This window comes from Amycolatopsis sp. NPDC059235 (assembly GCF_042754125.1).
Lineage (GTDB): Bacteria > Actinomycetota > Actinomycetes > Mycobacteriales > Pseudonocardiaceae > Amycolatopsis > Amycolatopsis albidoflava.
Genome location: NZ_JBHZAG010000142.1, coordinates 1 through 16380, shown reverse-complemented (window position 1 = coordinate 16380; position 16380 = coordinate 1). Strand labels below are relative to the sequence as shown.

Annotated in this window: 17 protein-coding genes; 13 read left to right on the top strand and 4 right to left on the bottom strand. The window is 68.6% G+C overall.

The window, feature by feature from the left end:
• Positions 1–177 precede the first annotated feature (177 nt).
• Positions 178–966, bottom strand: coding sequence for a crotonase/enoyl-CoA hydratase family protein (locus ACFXI3_RS44795; RefSeq protein ID WP_378408151.1), 789 nt, complete (start codon positions 964–966; stop codon positions 178–180).
• A 65-nt stretch (positions 967–1031) separates the two neighbouring features.
• On the opposite strand from ACFXI3_RS44795, the gene ACFXI3_RS44790 reads away from it, so the two are divergent.
• Together ACFXI3_RS44790 and ACFXI3_RS44785 are read left to right on the top strand one after the other, a co-directional pair.
• Positions 1032–2627, top strand: coding sequence for an acyl-CoA synthetase (locus tag ACFXI3_RS44790; protein WP_378408149.1), 1596 nt, complete (start codon positions 1032–1034; stop codon positions 2625–2627).
• Positions 2628–2635: 8 nt separating this feature from the next.
• Positions 2636–3742: an NAD(P)H-dependent flavin oxidoreductase gene (locus ACFXI3_RS44785; protein ID WP_370938937.1), complete on the top strand. Its 1107-nt coding sequence runs from the start codon at positions 2636–2638 to the stop codon at positions 3740–3742.
• 3 nt (positions 3743–3745) lie between these two features.
• Here the strand turns inward: ACFXI3_RS44785 and ACFXI3_RS44780 are convergent, their stop codons facing one another.
• Entirely contained in the window at positions 3746–4639 is an 894-nt protein-coding gene (locus tag ACFXI3_RS44780; protein WP_378408147.1) for an alpha/beta hydrolase, read from the bottom strand.
• A 61-nt stretch (positions 4640–4700) separates the two neighbouring features.
• On the opposite strand from ACFXI3_RS44780, the gene ACFXI3_RS44775 reads away from it, so the two are divergent.
• A complete protein-coding gene (locus tag ACFXI3_RS44775; protein WP_378408145.1) occupies positions 4701–5162 on the top strand; it encodes a MarR family winged helix-turn-helix transcriptional regulator in 462 nt (153 codons plus the stop codon).
• A gap of 631 nt (positions 5163–5793) precedes the next feature.
• Here the strand turns inward: ACFXI3_RS44775 and ACFXI3_RS44770 are convergent.
• Together ACFXI3_RS44770 and ACFXI3_RS44765 are read right to left on the bottom strand one after the other, a co-directional pair.
• Positions 5794–6603, bottom strand: coding sequence for a S1 family peptidase (locus tag ACFXI3_RS44770; protein ID WP_378408143.1), 810 nt, complete (start codon positions 6601–6603; stop codon positions 5794–5796).
• A 293-nt stretch (positions 6604–6896) separates the two neighbouring features.
• A complete protein-coding gene (locus tag ACFXI3_RS44765) occupies positions 6897–8114 on the bottom strand; it encodes an APC family permease (RefSeq protein WP_378408141.1) in 1218 nt (405 codons plus the stop codon).
• A gap of 76 nt (positions 8115–8190) precedes the next feature.
• On the opposite strand from ACFXI3_RS44765, the gene ACFXI3_RS44760 reads away from it, so the two are divergent.
• The 10 genes from ACFXI3_RS44760 to ACFXI3_RS44715 all read left to right on the top strand — a co-directional run bounded on the left by ACFXI3_RS44760 (position 8191) and on the right by ACFXI3_RS44715 (position 16176).
• Entirely contained in the window at positions 8191–8967 is a 777-nt protein-coding gene (locus ACFXI3_RS44760) for a GntR family transcriptional regulator (protein ID WP_344267657.1), read from the top strand.
• A 55-nt stretch (positions 8968–9022) separates the two neighbouring features.
• A complete protein-coding gene (locus tag ACFXI3_RS44755) occupies positions 9023–9403 on the top strand; it encodes a DoxX family protein (RefSeq protein WP_378408139.1) in 381 nt (126 codons plus the stop codon).
• Positions 9404–9508: 105 nt separating this feature from the next.
• A complete protein-coding gene (locus ACFXI3_RS44750) occupies positions 9509–10627 on the top strand; it encodes a TIGR03364 family FAD-dependent oxidoreductase (protein ID WP_378408137.1) in 1119 nt (372 codons plus the stop codon).
• On the top strand, positions 10621–11313 hold the full coding sequence (locus tag ACFXI3_RS44745; protein WP_378408153.1) for a phosphonatase-like hydrolase: 693 nt from the start codon (positions 10621–10623) through the stop codon (positions 11311–11313). The genes ACFXI3_RS44750 and ACFXI3_RS44745 overlap by 7 nt, the downstream gene beginning before the upstream one ends.
• On the top strand, positions 11310–12344 hold the full coding sequence (locus ACFXI3_RS44740; RefSeq protein WP_344267651.1) for a 2-aminoethylphosphonate ABC transporter substrate-binding protein: 1035 nt from the start codon (positions 11310–11312) through the stop codon (positions 12342–12344). The genes ACFXI3_RS44745 and ACFXI3_RS44740 overlap by 4 nt, the downstream gene beginning before the upstream one ends.
• Positions 12341–13408 (top strand): ABC transporter ATP-binding protein, encoded by a 1068-nt coding sequence (locus ACFXI3_RS44735; RefSeq protein WP_344267649.1) that lies wholly within the window; start codon positions 12341–12343, stop codon positions 13406–13408. The genes ACFXI3_RS44740 and ACFXI3_RS44735 overlap by 4 nt, the downstream gene beginning before the upstream one ends.
• Entirely contained in the window at positions 13405–14268 is an 864-nt protein-coding gene (locus ACFXI3_RS44730) for a 2-aminoethylphosphonate ABC transporter permease subunit (protein WP_344267647.1), read from the top strand. The genes ACFXI3_RS44735 and ACFXI3_RS44730 overlap by 4 nt, the downstream gene beginning before the upstream one ends.
• Entirely contained in the window at positions 14246–15043 is a 798-nt protein-coding gene (locus tag ACFXI3_RS44725; RefSeq protein ID WP_344267645.1) for an ABC transporter permease subunit, read from the top strand. The genes ACFXI3_RS44730 and ACFXI3_RS44725 overlap by 23 nt, the downstream gene beginning before the upstream one ends.
• A 75-nt stretch (positions 15044–15118) precedes the next feature.
• On the top strand, positions 15119–15613 hold the full coding sequence (locus tag ACFXI3_RS44720; RefSeq protein WP_344267643.1) for a hypothetical protein: 495 nt from the start codon (positions 15119–15121) through the stop codon (positions 15611–15613).
• Between the two features lie 44 nt (positions 15614–15657).
• Positions 15658–16176 carry a hypothetical protein gene (locus ACFXI3_RS44715; RefSeq protein WP_378408133.1) on the top strand — a complete coding sequence of 173 codons (519 nt, stop codon included), beginning with the start codon at positions 15658–15660 and terminating at the stop codon, positions 16174–16176.
• Positions 16177–16380: the final 204 nt, after the last annotated feature.

Here is a 16380-nt window from a genome sequence, read left to right as displayed (position 1 = left end):
TGTCAAGGCGGGAAAGATGCCTTGACAAGCACCCGCCGCCCGTGTTTTTGGCTTCGTATCCGGGTTGTGGGGGTCTGGGTGCCCCCGTGCGCGGCTTGGGGTGGGGGCGCTGAAGTCCGTGAGGGGAACCCTGAGGGACTCAGAGTCCCTCAGGGTTCCCCTCACGTACGGTCGTTGTCAGCGGCCTTGGAAGTTTGGCTTGCGTTTTTCGGTGAAGGCTTTGGGGCCTTCCTTCGCGTCTGCGGAGGCGAAGACTTCGATGCCGTACTTGGCGTCCAGTTTGAAGGCGTCTTCCTCGTGCATGCCTTCGGTGTCGCGGATGGTCTTGAGAATCGCGCGTATCGCGAGGGGGCCGTTGTCGTTGATCAGGTCAGCGAGTTCTAGCGCGCGAGCCAGCGCTTGACCGTCGGGGACGACGTGGCCCACCAGGCCGATGTCGCGCGCCTCCGCCGCGGTGATGTGCCGGCCGGTGAGGAGGAGGTCGGCGGCGACGGTGTACGGGATTTGCCTGGGCAGCCGCACGGCCGAACCGCCCATCGGGAACAGGCCCCAGCGGGGTTCGGAGACGCCGAACTTCGCGCTTTCCGCGGCCACTCGGATGTCGGTTCCCTGCAGGATTTCCGTGCCGCCCGCGATGGCCGGGCCTTCGACGGCGGCGATCAGCGGCTTGGTGAGACGGCGGCCCTTCAGCAGGCCTTCGATGCGGCTCGGGTCGAAGGAGCCGTTCGAGAAAGACTTGTCGGGGGCGTTGCGGGACATGGATTTCAGGTCCGCGCCCGCGCAGAACGCTCCGCCGGCGCCAGTCAGGACGCAGCTGCGCACCTGGTCGTCCGAATCCACTCGGTCCCAGGCCTCGACCATGATCGAAAGCATCTCGCCGGTGAGGGCGTTGCGGGCTTCCGGGCGGTTCATCGTCACCACGAGCGTGTGGCCTTCGAGGCTGACGAGTGCGTGGGGTTCGGCCACCGGGGCCTCCTTAATAACGGGCCGGGGTCATTGCCCAGAACGATAACATGTTCTACTTTGGGTGCGTGGCACTCAACATCGCGGATCTACTCGAGCACGCCGTCGACGCCGTGCCGGAACGCGTCGCGGTCGTGTGCGGCGGACGCCAGGTCACCTTCGCGCAACTGGAGAAGCGCGCGAACCGGCTGGCGCACCACCTGGCCGCGCACGGCGTGGGACCCGGCTCTCACATCGGTGTCTATTCCCGGAACTCCATCGAGGCGCTGGAAGTCATGTTCGCCGCGTACAAGCTGCGCGCGATCGCGGTGAACGTGAACTACCGCTACGTCCACGGAGAACTCCGCTATCTGTTCACCAACGCCGACCTGGTGGCGCTGGTGCACGAGCGGCGCTACTCCGACCGGGTGGCGGCGGTGCTTCCGGAAACGCCGAAACTGAAACACGTTGTAGTCGTCGAGGACGGTTCGGACACGCCGTACGAGACGGGCGTCGAGTACGAGGCGGCGCTCGAAGGCGAGTCGGACGAACGCGACTTCGGCGAGCGCAGCGCCGACGACCTGTACATCCTCTACACCGGCGGCACCACGGGTTATCCCAAAGGCGTGCTGTGGCGGCACGAGGACATCTGGCGCGCGCTGGGCGGCGGCATCAACTTCGTCACCGGCGAGTACGTGCCCGACGAATGGACGCTCAGCGAACAAGGCAAATCCGGTTCCCTCGTGCGCCTGCCGGCCGCGCCGCTGATCCACGGAGCGGCGCAGTGGGCCGCGTTCGGTGCGCTGTTCACCGGCAGCCCGGTGGTATTCGTCCCGCAGTTCGACGCGCACGACGTGTGGCGCGCGGTGCAGGAACACAAGGTGCAGGTGCTGACGATCGTCGGCGACGCGATGGCCCGGCCCCTCGTGGACGCCTACCGCTCCGGCGAGTACGACGCGTCGTCGCTGGTCGCGGTGTCGAGTCACGCGGCGCTGTTCTCGCATTCGGTGAAACAGGAATTCCTGGAGATGCTGCCGAACGTCGTGATCACCGACGCGATCGGTTCGTCGGAGAGCGGGTTTACCGGAATCGGCATGGTGGGCAAGGATTCCGACCATTCCGCGGGTCCGCGCGTGAACTTCGGCAAGGATGCCATCCTGCTGGACGACGACGGCCAAGTGGTCGAACCGAAGCCTGGCGCGATCGGGCTGATCGGCCGCCGCGGCCACGTTCCGCTCGGCTATTATGGCGATCCGGAGAAAACCCGCACCATTTTCACCGAAGTGGACGGCGTCCGTTACGTCGTGCCGGGCGATTACGCGCGCTACGAGGAAGACGGCACGGTTACGTTGCTGGGCCGCGGATCGCAGTGCGTGAACACCGGCGGCGAAAAGGTGTATCCGGAGGAAGTCGAGGGCGCGCTGAAATCGCACCCGGACGTTTTCGACGCCTTGGTCATCGGCATCCCGGACGACCGGCTCGGCCAGCGCGTTGCCGCCGTCGTCCAGCCGCGTCCCGGCGTGCAGCCGGATCTGGCCGCGCTGGAAGCGCACGTGCGGACCGAGGTCGCCGGATACAAGGTGCCGCGCACGGTGTGGCTGGCCGAGGAAATCGGCCGTTCGCCGAGCGGGAAGCCGGACTATCCGTGGGCCCAGCGGTACGCCGCCGAACACGAACCCGCCTAGGAGGGCGCATGCGCACATCGTTGTGCGACCGGTTCGGCATCGAGGTGCCGATCTTCGGATTCACCCCGTCGGAACACGTCGCGGCGGCGATCAGCCGCGCGGGCGGCATGGGCGTGCTGGGCTGCGTCCGGTTCAACGACGCCGCCGAACTCGACGCGGTGCTGTCCTGGATGGACGAGAACACCGACGGAAAGCCTTACGGCGTCGACATCGTGATGCCGGCGAAGATCCCTTCCGAAGGCACCCAGACCGACCTGAACGAGCTGATCCCGCCGGGTCACCGGGCGTTTGTCGATAAAGTGCTGAAGGACCTCGCGGTCCCGCCGCTGCCCGACGACACCGACGAACGAGCCGGTGTTCTCGGCTGGCTGCACTCCGTCGCCCGGTCCCATGTGGACGTTGCGCTGAACCACCGGATCAGCCTCATCGCCAACGCGCTGGGCTCGCCCCCGACCGACGTCATCACCCGTGCCCACGACGCGGGCGTCCCGGTCGCAGCCCTCGCCGGAAAGGGCTCGCACGCGGCTCGGCACGTCGACAACGGCGTGGATCTCGTTGTCGCGCAAGGACATGAGGCAGGCGGCCACACCGGCGAAATCGCGACCATGGTGCTGGTCCCGGAAATCGTCGACGCCGTCGGCGACCGCGCCCCGGTCCTGGCAGCCGGAGGCATCGGCTCCGGCCGCCAGGTCGCCGCCGCGCTGGCCTTGGGCGCTTCGGGCGCGTGGATGGGCTCGTACTGGCTCGCGACGCAGGAATACCTCCAAACGATGCCCGAGTCGGAGGCGATGCAGAACGCCCTGGTGGAAGCGACCTCCGCGGACACCGTCCGGACCCGGATCTACACCGGCAAGCCCGCTCGCCTGCTGAAGACCCGCTGGACGGAGGCGTGGGCAGCGCCGGGCGCGCCGGAACCGTTGCCGATGCCGTTGCAGAACCTGCTGGTTTCCCACGCGCACAACCGGATCCACGCCGCCGCGGACCCGTCGGTGGTGTCGATGCCGGTGGGCCAGATCGTCGGCAGGATGAACCGGGTCCGCCCGGTGGCCGAGGTGATGGCGGATCTGGTGCAGGGATTCGAGGAGACGGTGTCCCGGTTGGACAAGATTCGCTGAGGTTCAGGCGAGGCGCTGCTTGATGAAGAGGGCGGCCCGGTCGAGGGCTTGCCCTGCTTCGTCGAGGGTGTCGGTGAAGGTGTGGAAGACGTGCGGGACGTCGGCGGTGATGTCGAGGATCACGTCGACGTCCGCGTCGCGCGCGCGTTCCGCTAGGCGGACCGAGTCGTCCAGCAGGACTTCGTTCGTGCCGACCTGCAGCAGGATCGGCGGGAACCCAGTCAGGTCGGCGTGGACCGCCGGGGCGAGCAGCGGCTGGGCGGGATCCGCGCCTGCCAGGTACAGCTCGCCGGTGCGGCCCATGCTTTCCCTGGTGAAGAAGGGATCGACGGCTTCCTTCGTCTCCATCGACGCCCCGGTGCGGGTGTGGTCCAGCCCCGGCGAGAACGCGACGATCCCGGCGGGCATCGGCAGCCCCGCGTCGCGGGCGGCCAGAGTCGTGGTCACGGCGAGGCCGCCGCCCGCGGAATCGCCCGCGAAGAGGATCGAGGACGGGTTGTTGTCCTCCAGCAAGCTCCGGTAGGCGGCGAGGCAGTCCTCGATCCCGGCCGGGAACGGGTGCTCGGGCGCTAGCCGGTAGTCGAGCGAGAGCGCGCGGATTCCGGTGCGCAGAACGAGATTCGCCGTTAGCGCCATCGCGGTATGCGGCGATCCCAGCGAGAACGATCCTCCGTGGAAGTACAGAATCGTGCCCGGCCGCTGTGTGGCCGGCGGTTCGACCAGGACTGATGGCCGCCCGGCGAGCGTGGCGCTGCTTTGCCGCGGCTCGGCGGGGACGGGAAACCCGCTCATCAACGCGGCGAACCCGGCCCGCATCTGCTCGACCGGCACCGGTCCGGCCCCCTTTGGTACCCGCCGCAGCTGCTCGTCGATCGCGCGGCGCTGTTCCCTGCTCATCTGTGCTCCTGAAGATTCTGCGGAAGTATATTCCGAGGCATGTAGTGTTAGACTATATGCCGTGGCAGGTACTTCGGCAAACGAGCAGCTCTTCGACCATCTGGTGCGCTCCGAGACCCGGCTCTACAACGCGGTGGGGGAGCGGCTCAAGGCCGAGCACGGGATAGTCGCTTCGCAGTTCGAGTTCCTGCGGTATCTGGAGCGGCATCCGCAGTCGCGGGTCGCGGACCTGGCGGTGAACTTCGCCATCGGCATCGGGGCGACGAGCAAGGGCATCGACCGCCTCGAAGCGCGCGGCTGGGTGCGCCGGGTGCCGAACCCGGAGGACCGGCGGTCGTCGCTGGTCGAGCTGACCCCGCCCGGCCGCCACCTGGCCGCGTCGGCGGGAGAGACGTTCCGCGCGGAGCTCGAGACGCTGATCGGCTCGGTGCTCGGAGAGGACCAGGCTGGGGCGGTCATTGCGGCACTCGCGGCGCTGCGGGGAGCTTTGGAGGAGCGGAACGCGGGACTTCCGGCGGGTTAGGGCTGGCAGACGAGCTGGAGGTGCGGTGCTCGCCCTGCCTCGCTGGTGGTGGGGCGGTGCGCGGGGCTTCCGGCGGGTTAGCGGGGCTGGTTGACGAGCTGGAGGCGCGGTGCGCGGGGTTTCTGGCGGGATGTCGGGGTTGTCTGGCGGGCTTGGTGTTGAGGTGCTTGCCGCGCGTGGGGCGGTGTTGCTGGACCGGAACGCGGGACTTCTGGTGGGTCGGCGGGGTTGTCTGACGATCTGGTGTTGCGGTGCTTGCCCTACTCCGGGGTGTTGGTGGGGCGGCGCGGAGTTTCCGGCGGTCAACTGAGGCTGGCTGACGGCTTGGTGTCGCGTGCTTTTCGCGCGTCAGGTGGTGCTCGTGGAGCGGCGCGCGGAGTTTCCTGCGGGCTAGCGGAGTGGCCGACGGCTTGGCGTTCTGGCACTGGCCCCGCTTCGGGGGTGCCGGCGGAGCGGGGACCCCGTCCCGGACTTCACCCCGCGCGACCAGAGACCCGGCGAACCGATGCTCGCGTGCAGCGTGCCCGATCCACCCTCGCGGTTCCCGGCCGCACCGCACCGGAAACGCCGCATCGGCCGAGTGCGGAACCCCAGCGGAGTCCCGCACCCGGCTCGGTGCGCAGTCAGAACGTCAGATCTTCCCGGCCGCCGACGCGATGTCCGAGGCGAACGAGCTCACCTCGGTGTACACGCCGGGTGCGTGCGCCCTGGCGCAGCCGTCGCCCCAGCTGACGATGCCTACCTGGATCCATTCGCCCGCTCCGTCGCGGCGGAACATCGGGCCGCCGGAGTCGCCCTGGCAGGTGTCGACTCCGCCGGTGTCGAGCTTGCCCGCGCACAGCTCCGCGTCCGGCTTCAGGTCGGCGTAGGACCCGCCTTGGGACTGGCACGTCGAGTCGTCCACGAACGGGACCTCGGCCTTCAGCAGGTAGCGCTGCTGCGCCCCGCCTTCCTGGGCCGCGCCCCAGCCGGCGATGGTGAACGTGCCGGAGTTGTTGTCGGCGTTCTTCGCGATCGGCAGGGTCGGAACGCCGCTCACCGGGCTCGCGAGCTTGATCAGCGCCCAGTCGCCGCCGGTGGAGTCGTACGTGGGGGAGCGGTAGACGTAGGTCGAGCGCACCTTTTTCGCGCTCGAACTCTGCAGATCGACCACGCCGAGCGTCGCGGTGATCGACGAGTCCGCTCCGGTGCGGTCGACGCAGTGCGCGGCGGTCAGCACGAGCTGATCGGTGTACAGCGCCCCGCCGCAGCCCATCGAAAGCCGGACCATCCACGGGAATTCCCCTTGGCCGGCGCGAGTCCCGCCGACGACCTGAGGCTCCGCGCCCGGCGACGGCGGCGTCGACGCCATGGCGGGCGTCGCCAGTCCGGCGGCGGCCGCGAGTGCTGCCGCGCCTGCCAGTACTCGCGTGAGCATGCTGAAGTTTCGCTTGTCGGCCAAGGGGATTGTCCTTCCGGTGTCCACTGTGGAGCTTCCGCTCCCTGGGGCGGGGAGGTGTCGTGCGGTGACGAATCGACTACACCAGAGCGACGGTAAGTGGACAACCAACTTTCTTCGGATCTTTCGGATTCTTCACCGGATCCGGCAGATTTCGGCACCGGAAACCGCGGTAAAAGCGGCTTTGACCTGGGGGTGGATGATTTTCGGAGTAACCGGTCGGGGGCGGAGCGAGGGGGACTTTCGCGCACCGGATACGGCGGCACCGGCCGGAACCCGTGCCAGAGAACAAAAACTCAGCTCGCAAGCCCTCGGCGACGCACGAAGTACGCCAGCACGCCCAGCCCCAGCACCAAACACCCGCTGAGCACCGAGGCGAGCGGCAAGCTGAACGCCAGCACCGCACACCCCGCCAACCCGCCAGCCGCGACCACCTTCGGCGCGGCCCCTTCGTCCCGGCGCAGCGTCAGCGCGGAAGCGTTCGCCACCGCGTAGTACGCGAGCACCGCGAAGGACGAAAATCCAATCGCACCACGCAAATCCGTCGTCGTGGCCAGCACCGCGACCACCACGCCCACCGTCAGCTCCGCCCGGTGCGGCGCCGAAAACCGAGGATGCACCGCGGTCAAAAACCGCGGCAGATGCCCGTCCCGCGCCATCGCGAGGGTCGTCCGCGAAACGCCCAGCACCAACGCCAGCAACGACCCCGACGCAGCCACCACCGCACCAACGCGAACCACCGGTGACAGCCACGGCACGGCGGCAGCGAGCGGATCGGGATTCGCTCCGATCCCGTCTGGCCCCAACGTCACCAGCAGCACCACCGCCACCACGGCGTACACCACGAGAGTCAGTCCTAAAGCGAGCGGAATCGCCCGCGGAATCGTGCGGGCCGGGTCGCGGACTTCCTCGCCCAGCGTCGCCAGCCGGGCATAACCGGCGAACGCGAAGAACAGCAATCCGGCCGCTTCAAGCACTCCGCCGCCGTGGAACGGAGTCCACGGAGAAACGTGCGTGCCGGAAAATCCGAAAACCGCGACCAGAGCAAGCACCACGAGAGTGATGCAAACGATCACCCGAGTAGCCAAAGCGGACCGGTGCACGCCCAGGTAATTCACGCCGGTGACCAAGCCGATCACACCCACCGCGAGCAAACTCCGCCAAGGCTGCCCGAGCCCGGGAGCGGCATACGCGACAACGGTCAGCGTCATCGCCGCACAGCTCGCCGTTTTCCCGGCGACGAATCCCCAACCCGCTATGTATCCCCAGAATTCACCGAGCCGAGCGCGTCCGTACACATAGGTGCCACCGGATTCCGGATACAGCGCGGCAAGCCGGGCGGAAGAAGTCGCGTTGCAGTAGGCGACTAACGCGGCCACGGCGAGCGCGGGCAGCAATCCCGAACCCGCGGCACGCGCAGCGGGAGCGAACGCGGCGAAAACGCCGGCGCCGATCATCGAACCGAGTCCGATGAATACGGCGTCAGCGAGGCCTAACCGGCGGGCCAACGGCATTGCGGGGGTCCTCCCGTGGGGTCAGTTCGCGAGACAGCGAACCACGCGCCGCGGGTCTGGCATAGGCTCGGGTCTCGTGCCCACGTCTTCGCCGCTGTCCCGCCTGTCCGCCGACGGACCGGTCCGCGACGGCATCCCGGATCACGGCCGAGTGCCGCGCTACTACGCCGTGAAGGTCGAACTGCTGGCCGTCATCGCCGAATTGGGCGAAGGCAGCGCGCTGCCCACGGAACGCGAGCTGTGCGAACGGTTCGAGGTGTCCCGCGCGACGGTCCGGCAGGCGGTGGGCGAGCTGGTGCTCGAAGGCAGGCTGTCGCGGCGGCAGGGGAGCGGAACGTACGTCGCCGCGCCGAAGCTGGTCCAGCCGCTCGCGCTCGTCAGCTACACCGAAGGCCTGCGCCGCCAAGGCATCCGGCCCGGTCGCACGCTGATCACGCTCGAACGTCGCGCCGCGGGCACCGGATTGGCCGCCGACCTGCGGATCGAACCGGCCGCCGAGGTGATTCACCTGGAGCGCGTCCTGCTCGCCGACGACGAGCGTGTCGGTCTCGAATCGACCTTCCTCCGCGCCGACAAGTTCCCCACGCTGCCGGAGGATTTCGACCCGGAGCAGTCGCTGTACGCGTTCCTGCGCGACGAACTGGGCGTCGTCTTCGACGGGGCCGAGGAACGCGTGGAGACCGTGCTCGCGACACCCCGCGAAGCGCTGCTCATCGGCACGAACCCGGCTCTGCCGATGCTGCTGATGCACCGCGTGTCGTGGGGTCCGGACGGCGAGCCGTTCGAGCGCGTCCGGTCGCTGTACCGCGGCGACCGGCTGAGTTTCGTCACGCGACTGAGCCGCGTCGAGTAGCTGTCACATCCGGCGTCGCCCCTTCGTTCCCTCTGCGTCGAACGGAGGGACAACCATGGACATCGCACTGTGGATCGCTCAGGCGGCGCTGGCCCTGCTCTTCGCCCTGTCCGGCGTGCTGAAGTCGACGATGTCGCGGCAACGGCTGATCGAGACCGGGCAAACCGGGGTGGCCGCGTATCCGATGCCGGTCGTGCGCTTCGCCGCGATCTGCGAACTCGTCGCGGTGGCCGGCCTGATCCTGCCGAGGCTGACCGGGATCGCCCCGGCGCTCACCGGGTGGGCGGCGATCGGCCTGGCCGTGGTGATGGTCGGCGCGATGGCGGGCCACGCCAGGCTGGCCGTCACCGAGCACCGCCCGGCGGAGTACCGCAACGTCGCGGCGAATGTCGTGATCCTGGCGGTATGCGTGTTCGTCGCGGCGTGCCGACTCTGAAGATAACGGAACGGTAACTCATCTGGTCCAATATTCGAGGCTGCTTCACCTGGCGTTCCCCGTGCCGACAGGCTCCGTTGAGCGCGGGCGGCGACTGTTGCGGCCGTGCGAATCATCATCGTTGGCGGCGGCGTGCTCGGCACCCAGCACGCCTGGCAGGCCGTGGAACGCGGCCACGAAGTCCTCCAGCTCGAACGCGAGCCGGAGGCGCGCGGAGCGTCCGTCCGGAACTTCGGGCTGGTGTGGGTCGGCGGTCGTGCGGCCGGTCCGGAGCTGGAGACGGCGGTGCGCGCCCGGGAGCTGTGGGAGCGGATCGGCGAACGCGTGCCCGCGCTGGGTTTCCGGCCGAACGGCTCGCTGACGGTCGTCCGCACGGACGCCGAGCTGGCTGTCGCGCAGGAGGTCGTCTCCGGGCCGGAGGCGGCTGAGCGCGGTTTCAAACTCCTCGACGCGAACGAGACCCGGGCGCTGAACCCGGCTCTGCGCGGCAACTTCGCCGGCGCGTTGTGGTGCGAGCGCGACGCGGCGGTCGAGCCGCGGACCGCGCAGCCTGCTCTCCGCGAAGCGCTCAAGGCGAGCGGTCGTTACCAGTGGCTGCCCGGCCGCGAGGTGCGGAATCTGACCGAAAACGGCGTCGTCGACGATCACGGCGAGCGCCACGAAGGCGACGTCGTGGTGTTCTGCACCGGCGCGTGGCTCGGCGGGCTGGTACGCGAGATCGCGGGCGAGATCCCGGTACGGCGGGTCCGGCTGCAGATGGCGCAGACCGAACCGCTGGACGAGCCGTTGCCCACCAGCGTCGCGGACGGCGACAGCTTCCGGTACTACCCGGCCTACCGCGGCGCGGCGCTCGACGCGATGAACGAAGGTCAGCCGCAGGGCGAAATCGCCGCGCAGAACGCGATGCAGCTGCTGATGGTACAGCGTCGCGACGGCTCGCTCACCATCGGCGACACGCACGAGTACGCGCAGCCGTTCTCCTTCGATGTCACCGAAGACCCGTACGAACACCTCGCCGAAGTGGCGGGCGCGTTGCTCGGCCGTCCATTGCCGAAGATCCGCCGTCGCTGGGCCGGCGTGTACGCACAGGCAACCGATCAGACCGCGGTCGTGCACCGGGAACGTTTGTCCGGCAACGCTTTCCTCGTCACCGGCCCCGGTGGCCGGGGCATGACCTGCTCGCCCGCAATCGCCGAAGACACCGCAAAGGAGCTGGGCTGGTGACCACCGAACTCGTCGTGCTCGACATGGCCGGAACGACCGTCGCGGACGACGGACTGGTCGAACGGGCTTTCACCGCCGCGATCGCCGCCGCCGGAGTGTCCGAAGAGGACGAACGCTACGCCGGAATGCTCGACTACGTCCGGGAAACCATGGGCCAGTCGAAGATCACCGTGTTCCGCGCGCTGCTCGGCGACGAAGACCTCGCCCAGCGCGCGAACGCCGAATTCGAAGGCTCGTACGGACGTCTGGTCGCGGCCGGGGAGTGCAAGCCGATTCCCGGTGCCGAGGAAACCATCCGCGGCCTGCGGGAGAAGGGCGTCCGCGTCGCGCTGACCACCGGCTTCGCGCCCACGACTCAGCGCGCGCTGCTCGACGCGCTCGGCTGGCACGACCTCGCCGACCTCGCGCTCGCTCCCGGCGACGGCGTGCGCGGCCGTCCGTATCCCGACCTGATCCTCGCTGTCGCACTGAAGCTGCAGGTCACCGACGTCCGCAACATCGCGGTAGTCGGCGACACCCCCACTGATGTCCGCACCGGCCTCGCCGCCGGCGCCGGAATCGTCGCCGGAGTGCTCACCGGCGCCGGCAACCGCGGCGAGCTGGAAGCCGCGCGCGCCACCCACGTTCTCGACTCCGTCTCCGCCCTCCCCGCCGTGCTCGATCTTGAAGGAGCCACCCAGTCATGAGAATCCGGAAAGCGACCGTCGTCGCTCTCGTCGCCACCCTCGCCGGCCTGCTGTCCGCGTGCGGCGGCACAGCGGGCGGTGCGTCCGGCGACCAGACCGTCACCGTGTACACCGCGGATGGCCTTGAAGACTGGTACAACGCCCGGTTCGCCGAGTTCAAGCAGCAGACCGGGATCACGGTCCAGGCGGTCACCGCCGGTTCCGCCGAGGTTGTTTCGCGCGTAGGCAAGGAAAAGGCCAACACCCAGGCCGACGTCCTCGTCACGCTCCCGCCGTTCGTGCAGCAGGCAGCGAAGGAAGGCCTGCTCGCGACGTCTGCGCCGAAGGGCGTCGACCAGGTTCCGGCCGCGCAGAAGGACCCGCAGGGCCGCTACTACGCGCTGATGAACAACTACCTCAGCTTCATCTACAACCCGCAGCAGGCGAACCCGGCCCCGAAGAGCTGGAACGATCTGCTCGACCCGAAGTACAAGGGCAAGCTCCAGTACTCCACGCCCGGCGAGGCGGGCGACGGCACCGCGGTGCTGCTGCAGGCCCAGCACGTGTTCGGCGACCAGGGCGCGCTCGAATACCTCGGCAAGCTGCAGGCGAACAACGTCGGGCCGTCGTCGTCCACCGGCAAGCTGCAGCCGAAGGTCGCGAAGGGCGAGGTGCTCGTCGCGAACGGGGACCTGCAGATGAACCTCGCCGAGATCGACAAGAGCGGCGGGTTCTCGGTGTTCTTCCCGGCCGACGCGCAGGGAAAGCGCTCCACCTTCGCGCTGCCGTACTTCGCGGGTCTGGTCAACAACGCGCCGCATTCGGACAACGCCCGCAAGCTGCTCGACTTCCTGTTCTCGCCGGAGACCCAGGCTAAGGCCAGCGACGCGTACGGCATCCCGGCCCGTTCCGACGTCAAGCCGCAGGGTCCCAAGGCGGAGAAGATCACCGCCGCGATGTCCGGAGTGGACATTTGGACCCCGGACTGGAACTCCGTCCTCGGCCGTCTCGACGCCGACCTCGCCGCGTACCGGAAGGCCACCGGACAGTGACTCCGGCAGTGGAGTTCCGCGGCGTATCCGTCCATTTCGGAGCGACGCAAGCGCTTGCCCCGCTGGATCTTTCGGTAGCGCGCGGCGAAACGCTGGCCCTGCTGGGACCGTCCGGCTCCGGCAAGTCGACCGCGCTCAAGGCGCTCGCCGGGTTCCTCCGGCCGAGCGCCGGGCGGGTGCTGCTCGACGGCCAGGACGTCACCGATCTGCCGCCGCATCGGCGTGGGCTCGGCGTGGTGGTGCAGAGTTACGCGCTCTTCCCGCACCAGCGGGTCGCCGACAATGTCGCGTTTGGACTGAAGGCGCGGAAGATGCGCCGCGCGGACGTGACGCAGCGCGTCGGCGAGGTGCTGGAACTGGTCGGGATGAGCGAGTACGCGCGCCGGTATCCCCGTGAACTGTCCGGCGGACAGCAGCAGCGGGTCGCGTTGGCGCGGGCGCTGGCGATCCGGCCGAACGTGCTGCTGCTCGACGAGCCACTGTCCGCATTGGACGCTGCGCTGCGCGAGGACATGGTCGCGGAATTGCTGCGGCTCAGGGCCGAATTGCCGGACACGACCCTGATCTACGTCACTCATGACCAGAGTGAAGCGCTCGCGCTCGCCGACCGGATCGCGGTGCTGCGCGATTCCCGATTGGTCGAACTCGGTCCGTGCGAACAGCTTTACCGCCGCCCGGCCACCGAGTTCACCGCGAGCTTCCTCGGCGCGGCGAACCTGATCCCAGTCGAATTGGTGCGCGCGGACGGCTCGGTCGCTACGGTTCGGCTGGCCGGGCGCGAGCTGTCCGCCGAACCGTCCGGCACGCTCCAGCCGGAGCGGCCGGTGGCGCTCGGCGTGCGGCCGCACCGGATTTCGGTCGGCGAACCCGGACCGGACACCTTCCCGGCGCTCGTCCGCGGCGTGCAGTGGCGCGGTTCCGGATACCGGCTCGACCTGCGGCTCACCGACGAGGTCTGCGACCTCCGCGCCGAGGTTCCGGACAGCCCGGTGCTGCCCGCGGTCGGCGACCGCGTCGGAGTGTCCATTCCGGACGGTTGCCCGCTGGTGGGGGTGGGCGGATGACCGGCCTCGCCCTCGGTACCGCCGCCCTCGCCCCGGCCCGTCGCGGCACGCGGCCCCGCCGGTACCGGATCGGCTGGCTGCTGCCGCCCGCGATCGTGGTCGCCGGATTCTTCGGTTACCCGCTGGTGCTGGTGATCCTGCAGTCGTTCACCGCGCAAGACGGCAGTTTCGGGCTTTCGGTGTGGACGCAAGTGCTGTCGTCGCCGGAATTCGGCCGCGCGGTGTGGCAGACGGTGTTGCTGGCCTTGGGCTCCACCGTCGGCTGCGTGCTGCTCGGCGGATTTCTCGCACTGGTCGTCGCGTTCGTCCCGTTTCCCGGCGCGACGCTGCTGGCCCGGCTGGTCGACACGGTGCTGGCGTTCCCGTCGTTCCTGATCGCGCTGGCCTTCACGTTCCTCTACGGCGGTGCAGGAGTCTTTGGCACCGCTGGTTTTCTGTACTCGCCATGGGGTGTTTTGCTCGCCGAGATCACTTTCTACACGCCGTTCGTGATGCGGCCCGCGCTCGCTGCGTTCAGTCAAGTTCCTTCGGCGCAACTGGATGTGGCGGCGAGTCTCGGCGCGCGGCCAGGCCGGGTGCTGTGGCGGGTCGTGCTGCCGGAAGCATTGCCGTCGCTCGCGTCCGGCGCGTGCCTGGTGCTGCTGTTGACGATGAACGAGTTCGGCATTGTGCTGTTCCTCGGGGCCAAGGGCGTCTCGACGTTGCCGATGCTGGTGTACGGCAAGGGAATCGTCACCTTCGATTTCCCGGCCGCGTCGGTGGTCGCGGTGGTGAACGTGGTGCTGTCGCTGGTGCTCTACACGGTTTACCGGCGAGTGGTCGGAAGGGGAGGCCGTCGTGCTGCTGTGGACGCGGCGTAGCCGGTTGCTGGTGTGGCTGGTTTTCGGGGTGGTTTTCCTCGGTGTAGTGGCCGCACCGCTGGTGATGATCGTGCTGGCGTCGTTCGCCGGGAGCTGGACGGGTGTACTCCCCAGCGGGCTCACCGGAGCGCATTACGCCGAGGCGCTGTCCGGCGAGACGTTCGCGAGCCTGTCGGTGAGCGTGCAGACCGGGGTGATCACGTCACTGGTCTCGGTGCTCATCGGGACCTGGGCCGCGCTGGCCGTCGACCACGCGCCGCCGCGGCTGCGCCGGATCGCGGATTCGCTGTTCCACCTGCCGATCGCGGTGCCGTCGGTGGTGCTGGGGCTGGCGTTGCTCGTGGCGTTCAGCCGGCCGCCGGTGGCGTTCAACGGGACGCGCTGGATCGTCCTCGCCGGACACCTGATGATCCTGCTGCCGTTTGCGTACAGCACGGTTTCCGCCGCGCTGCAACGCGTTGACCCGCTGCTCGCGCAGGCCGCGGCGAGTCTCGGCGCGCGTCCGTTGCGGGTGCTGCTGCGTGTCCGGTTGCCAGTGCTGTTGCCCGCGATGTCGGCTTCGGCCGGTTTGGCGCTGGCGATGTCGATGGGCGAATTGGGCGCGACGATGATGCTTTATCCGCCGGACTGGCGAACGCTCCCGGCGACCATTTTTTCCCTTACCGACCGGGGACAGGTGTTTCTCGCGTCGGCCAGCACGGTGCTGTTGCTGGTGGTGACGCTGGCCGGGGTGGTGCTGCTGGGGCTGGTGCGGGGGAAGGCTTCCGCTCGGTGAAATAGTTTTCGCGCGCGGATGCAACCTCCGGGGGCTTGATTCCGTCCGCGGTGCATGCGGACAACAGGGAAAATCGTGGGAGCGAGCGCGCTGCTGCTGACGGTCGCGGCGTGCGGGAGCAACGGGACTACAGCCGCGCCGGCTTCCTCCGGCCCGGCTTCGAGTTCGGTGTCGGTTTCCTCGCCGCCGCCGACCTCTTCTTCGCCGTCGGTCGCGCCGCCGCCGGCGTCCGGGCCGCCGAAGAGCCGTCCGACGCAGGGCGTGCCGCCTGGGGATACCGCACCTGCTGCCGGGCAGATCAACGCTTCGGCGCTTCCGGCTGGGTATCCGCACGACGTCACGCTCGCTGAGGGTGGCTCGGTGGTGGTGATCCAGGCGGAAGAGGGCGGATGCGACAAGCTCAGCGCGAAGGCTGGGGAGCAGACGGCTACTCAGGTTGTGGTGCTGGTGACGATTACCAAGCCGCCGCACGGGCAGATGTGTCCGATGCATGTGCGCGAGATTTCGTTGCCGGTGCGGCTTGCCGCGCCGCTGGGCGGGCGGGAATTGGTGTTGAAGCCGGGTCCGTGAAGATCGGGTGCAACCCCTCGGGGCGGTCGATCCGTCCAGGGATCATGAGGTACTCGACGAAGCTGATCGGAACGACACGACTGGCGGGCGCGGCACTGGTGCTCACGATGGCGGCCGCGTGCGGCAGTCCGACGAGCATGGCGAACGCACCAGCGTCCGGGACCGAGAGCGCGCCGCCGAGCGGCAGCGGCAGTGCCAGTGCCAGCGCCTCGACTCCGGTGCCGCCGCCGGGCAAACCCCAGTTCGACCCTCCGCAGGGGGCGGCGCGGGTTCCCGACAATCGGGTTGACGGGGCGGCGTTGCCTAAGACGTTTCCCAAGGAGGTTTATTCGGACAACGGGGGGACGGTGCTCGTGGTGCGGGCTGAGGAAGGGGGGTGTGGGCATGCGCTTGGGGAGGCTGTTGAGCAGAGTGCCCAGAAGGTTGTGGTGGATTTGAGCGAGACCAAGGCACAGACCGGGCAGATGTGCACGATGGATTTGCGGCATCCGGTGATTTCGGTGGCGTTGGCGGCGCCGTTGGGGGAGAGGACTGTGGTTTTGAAGCGGTCTGCTCCTCGGTGACCCCTGTTGCCGGATGACTTCGTCGGGGGGTTATCCGGCAGCGGCTCGTCGCCTGGCGGCGACATTGCCGTGAGTGGTTGCGTGGGGCACCCCGAAGCTGATTGTTACGACGGCACGGGGGTGCTTTTAAAATAGGGTAAGAATACTATAAAAACCACCCCGATCCGCGGTTTTTGGTTGTTATAAGGGTGGGGGGGTGGTGTG

Coding starts and splice junctions, on each gene's coding strand:
- ACFXI3_RS44785 (WP_370938937.1), top strand. CDS start 2,636: ATGCGCACATCGTTGTGCGACCGGTTCGGCATCGAGGTGCCGATCTTC.
- ACFXI3_RS44780 (WP_378408147.1), bottom strand. CDS start 4,639: ATGAGCAGGGAACAGCGCCGCGCGATCGACGAGCAGCTGCGGCGGGTA.
- ACFXI3_RS44765 (WP_378408141.1), bottom strand. CDS start 8,114: ATGCCGTTGGCCCGCCGGTTAGGCCTCGCTGACGCCGTATTCATCGGA.
- ACFXI3_RS44755 (WP_378408139.1), top strand. CDS start 9,023: ATGGACATCGCACTGTGGATCGCTCAGGCGGCGCTGGCCCTGCTCTTC.
- ACFXI3_RS44740 (WP_344267651.1), top strand. CDS start 11,310: ATGAGAATCCGGAAAGCGACCGTCGTCGCTCTCGTCGCCACCCTCGCC.
- ACFXI3_RS44730 (WP_344267647.1), top strand. CDS start 13,405: ATGACCGGCCTCGCCCTCGGTACCGCCGCCCTCGCCCCGGCCCGTCGC.
- ACFXI3_RS44715 (WP_378408133.1), top strand. CDS start 15,658: ATGAGGTACTCGACGAAGCTGATCGGAACGACACGACTGGCGGGCGCG.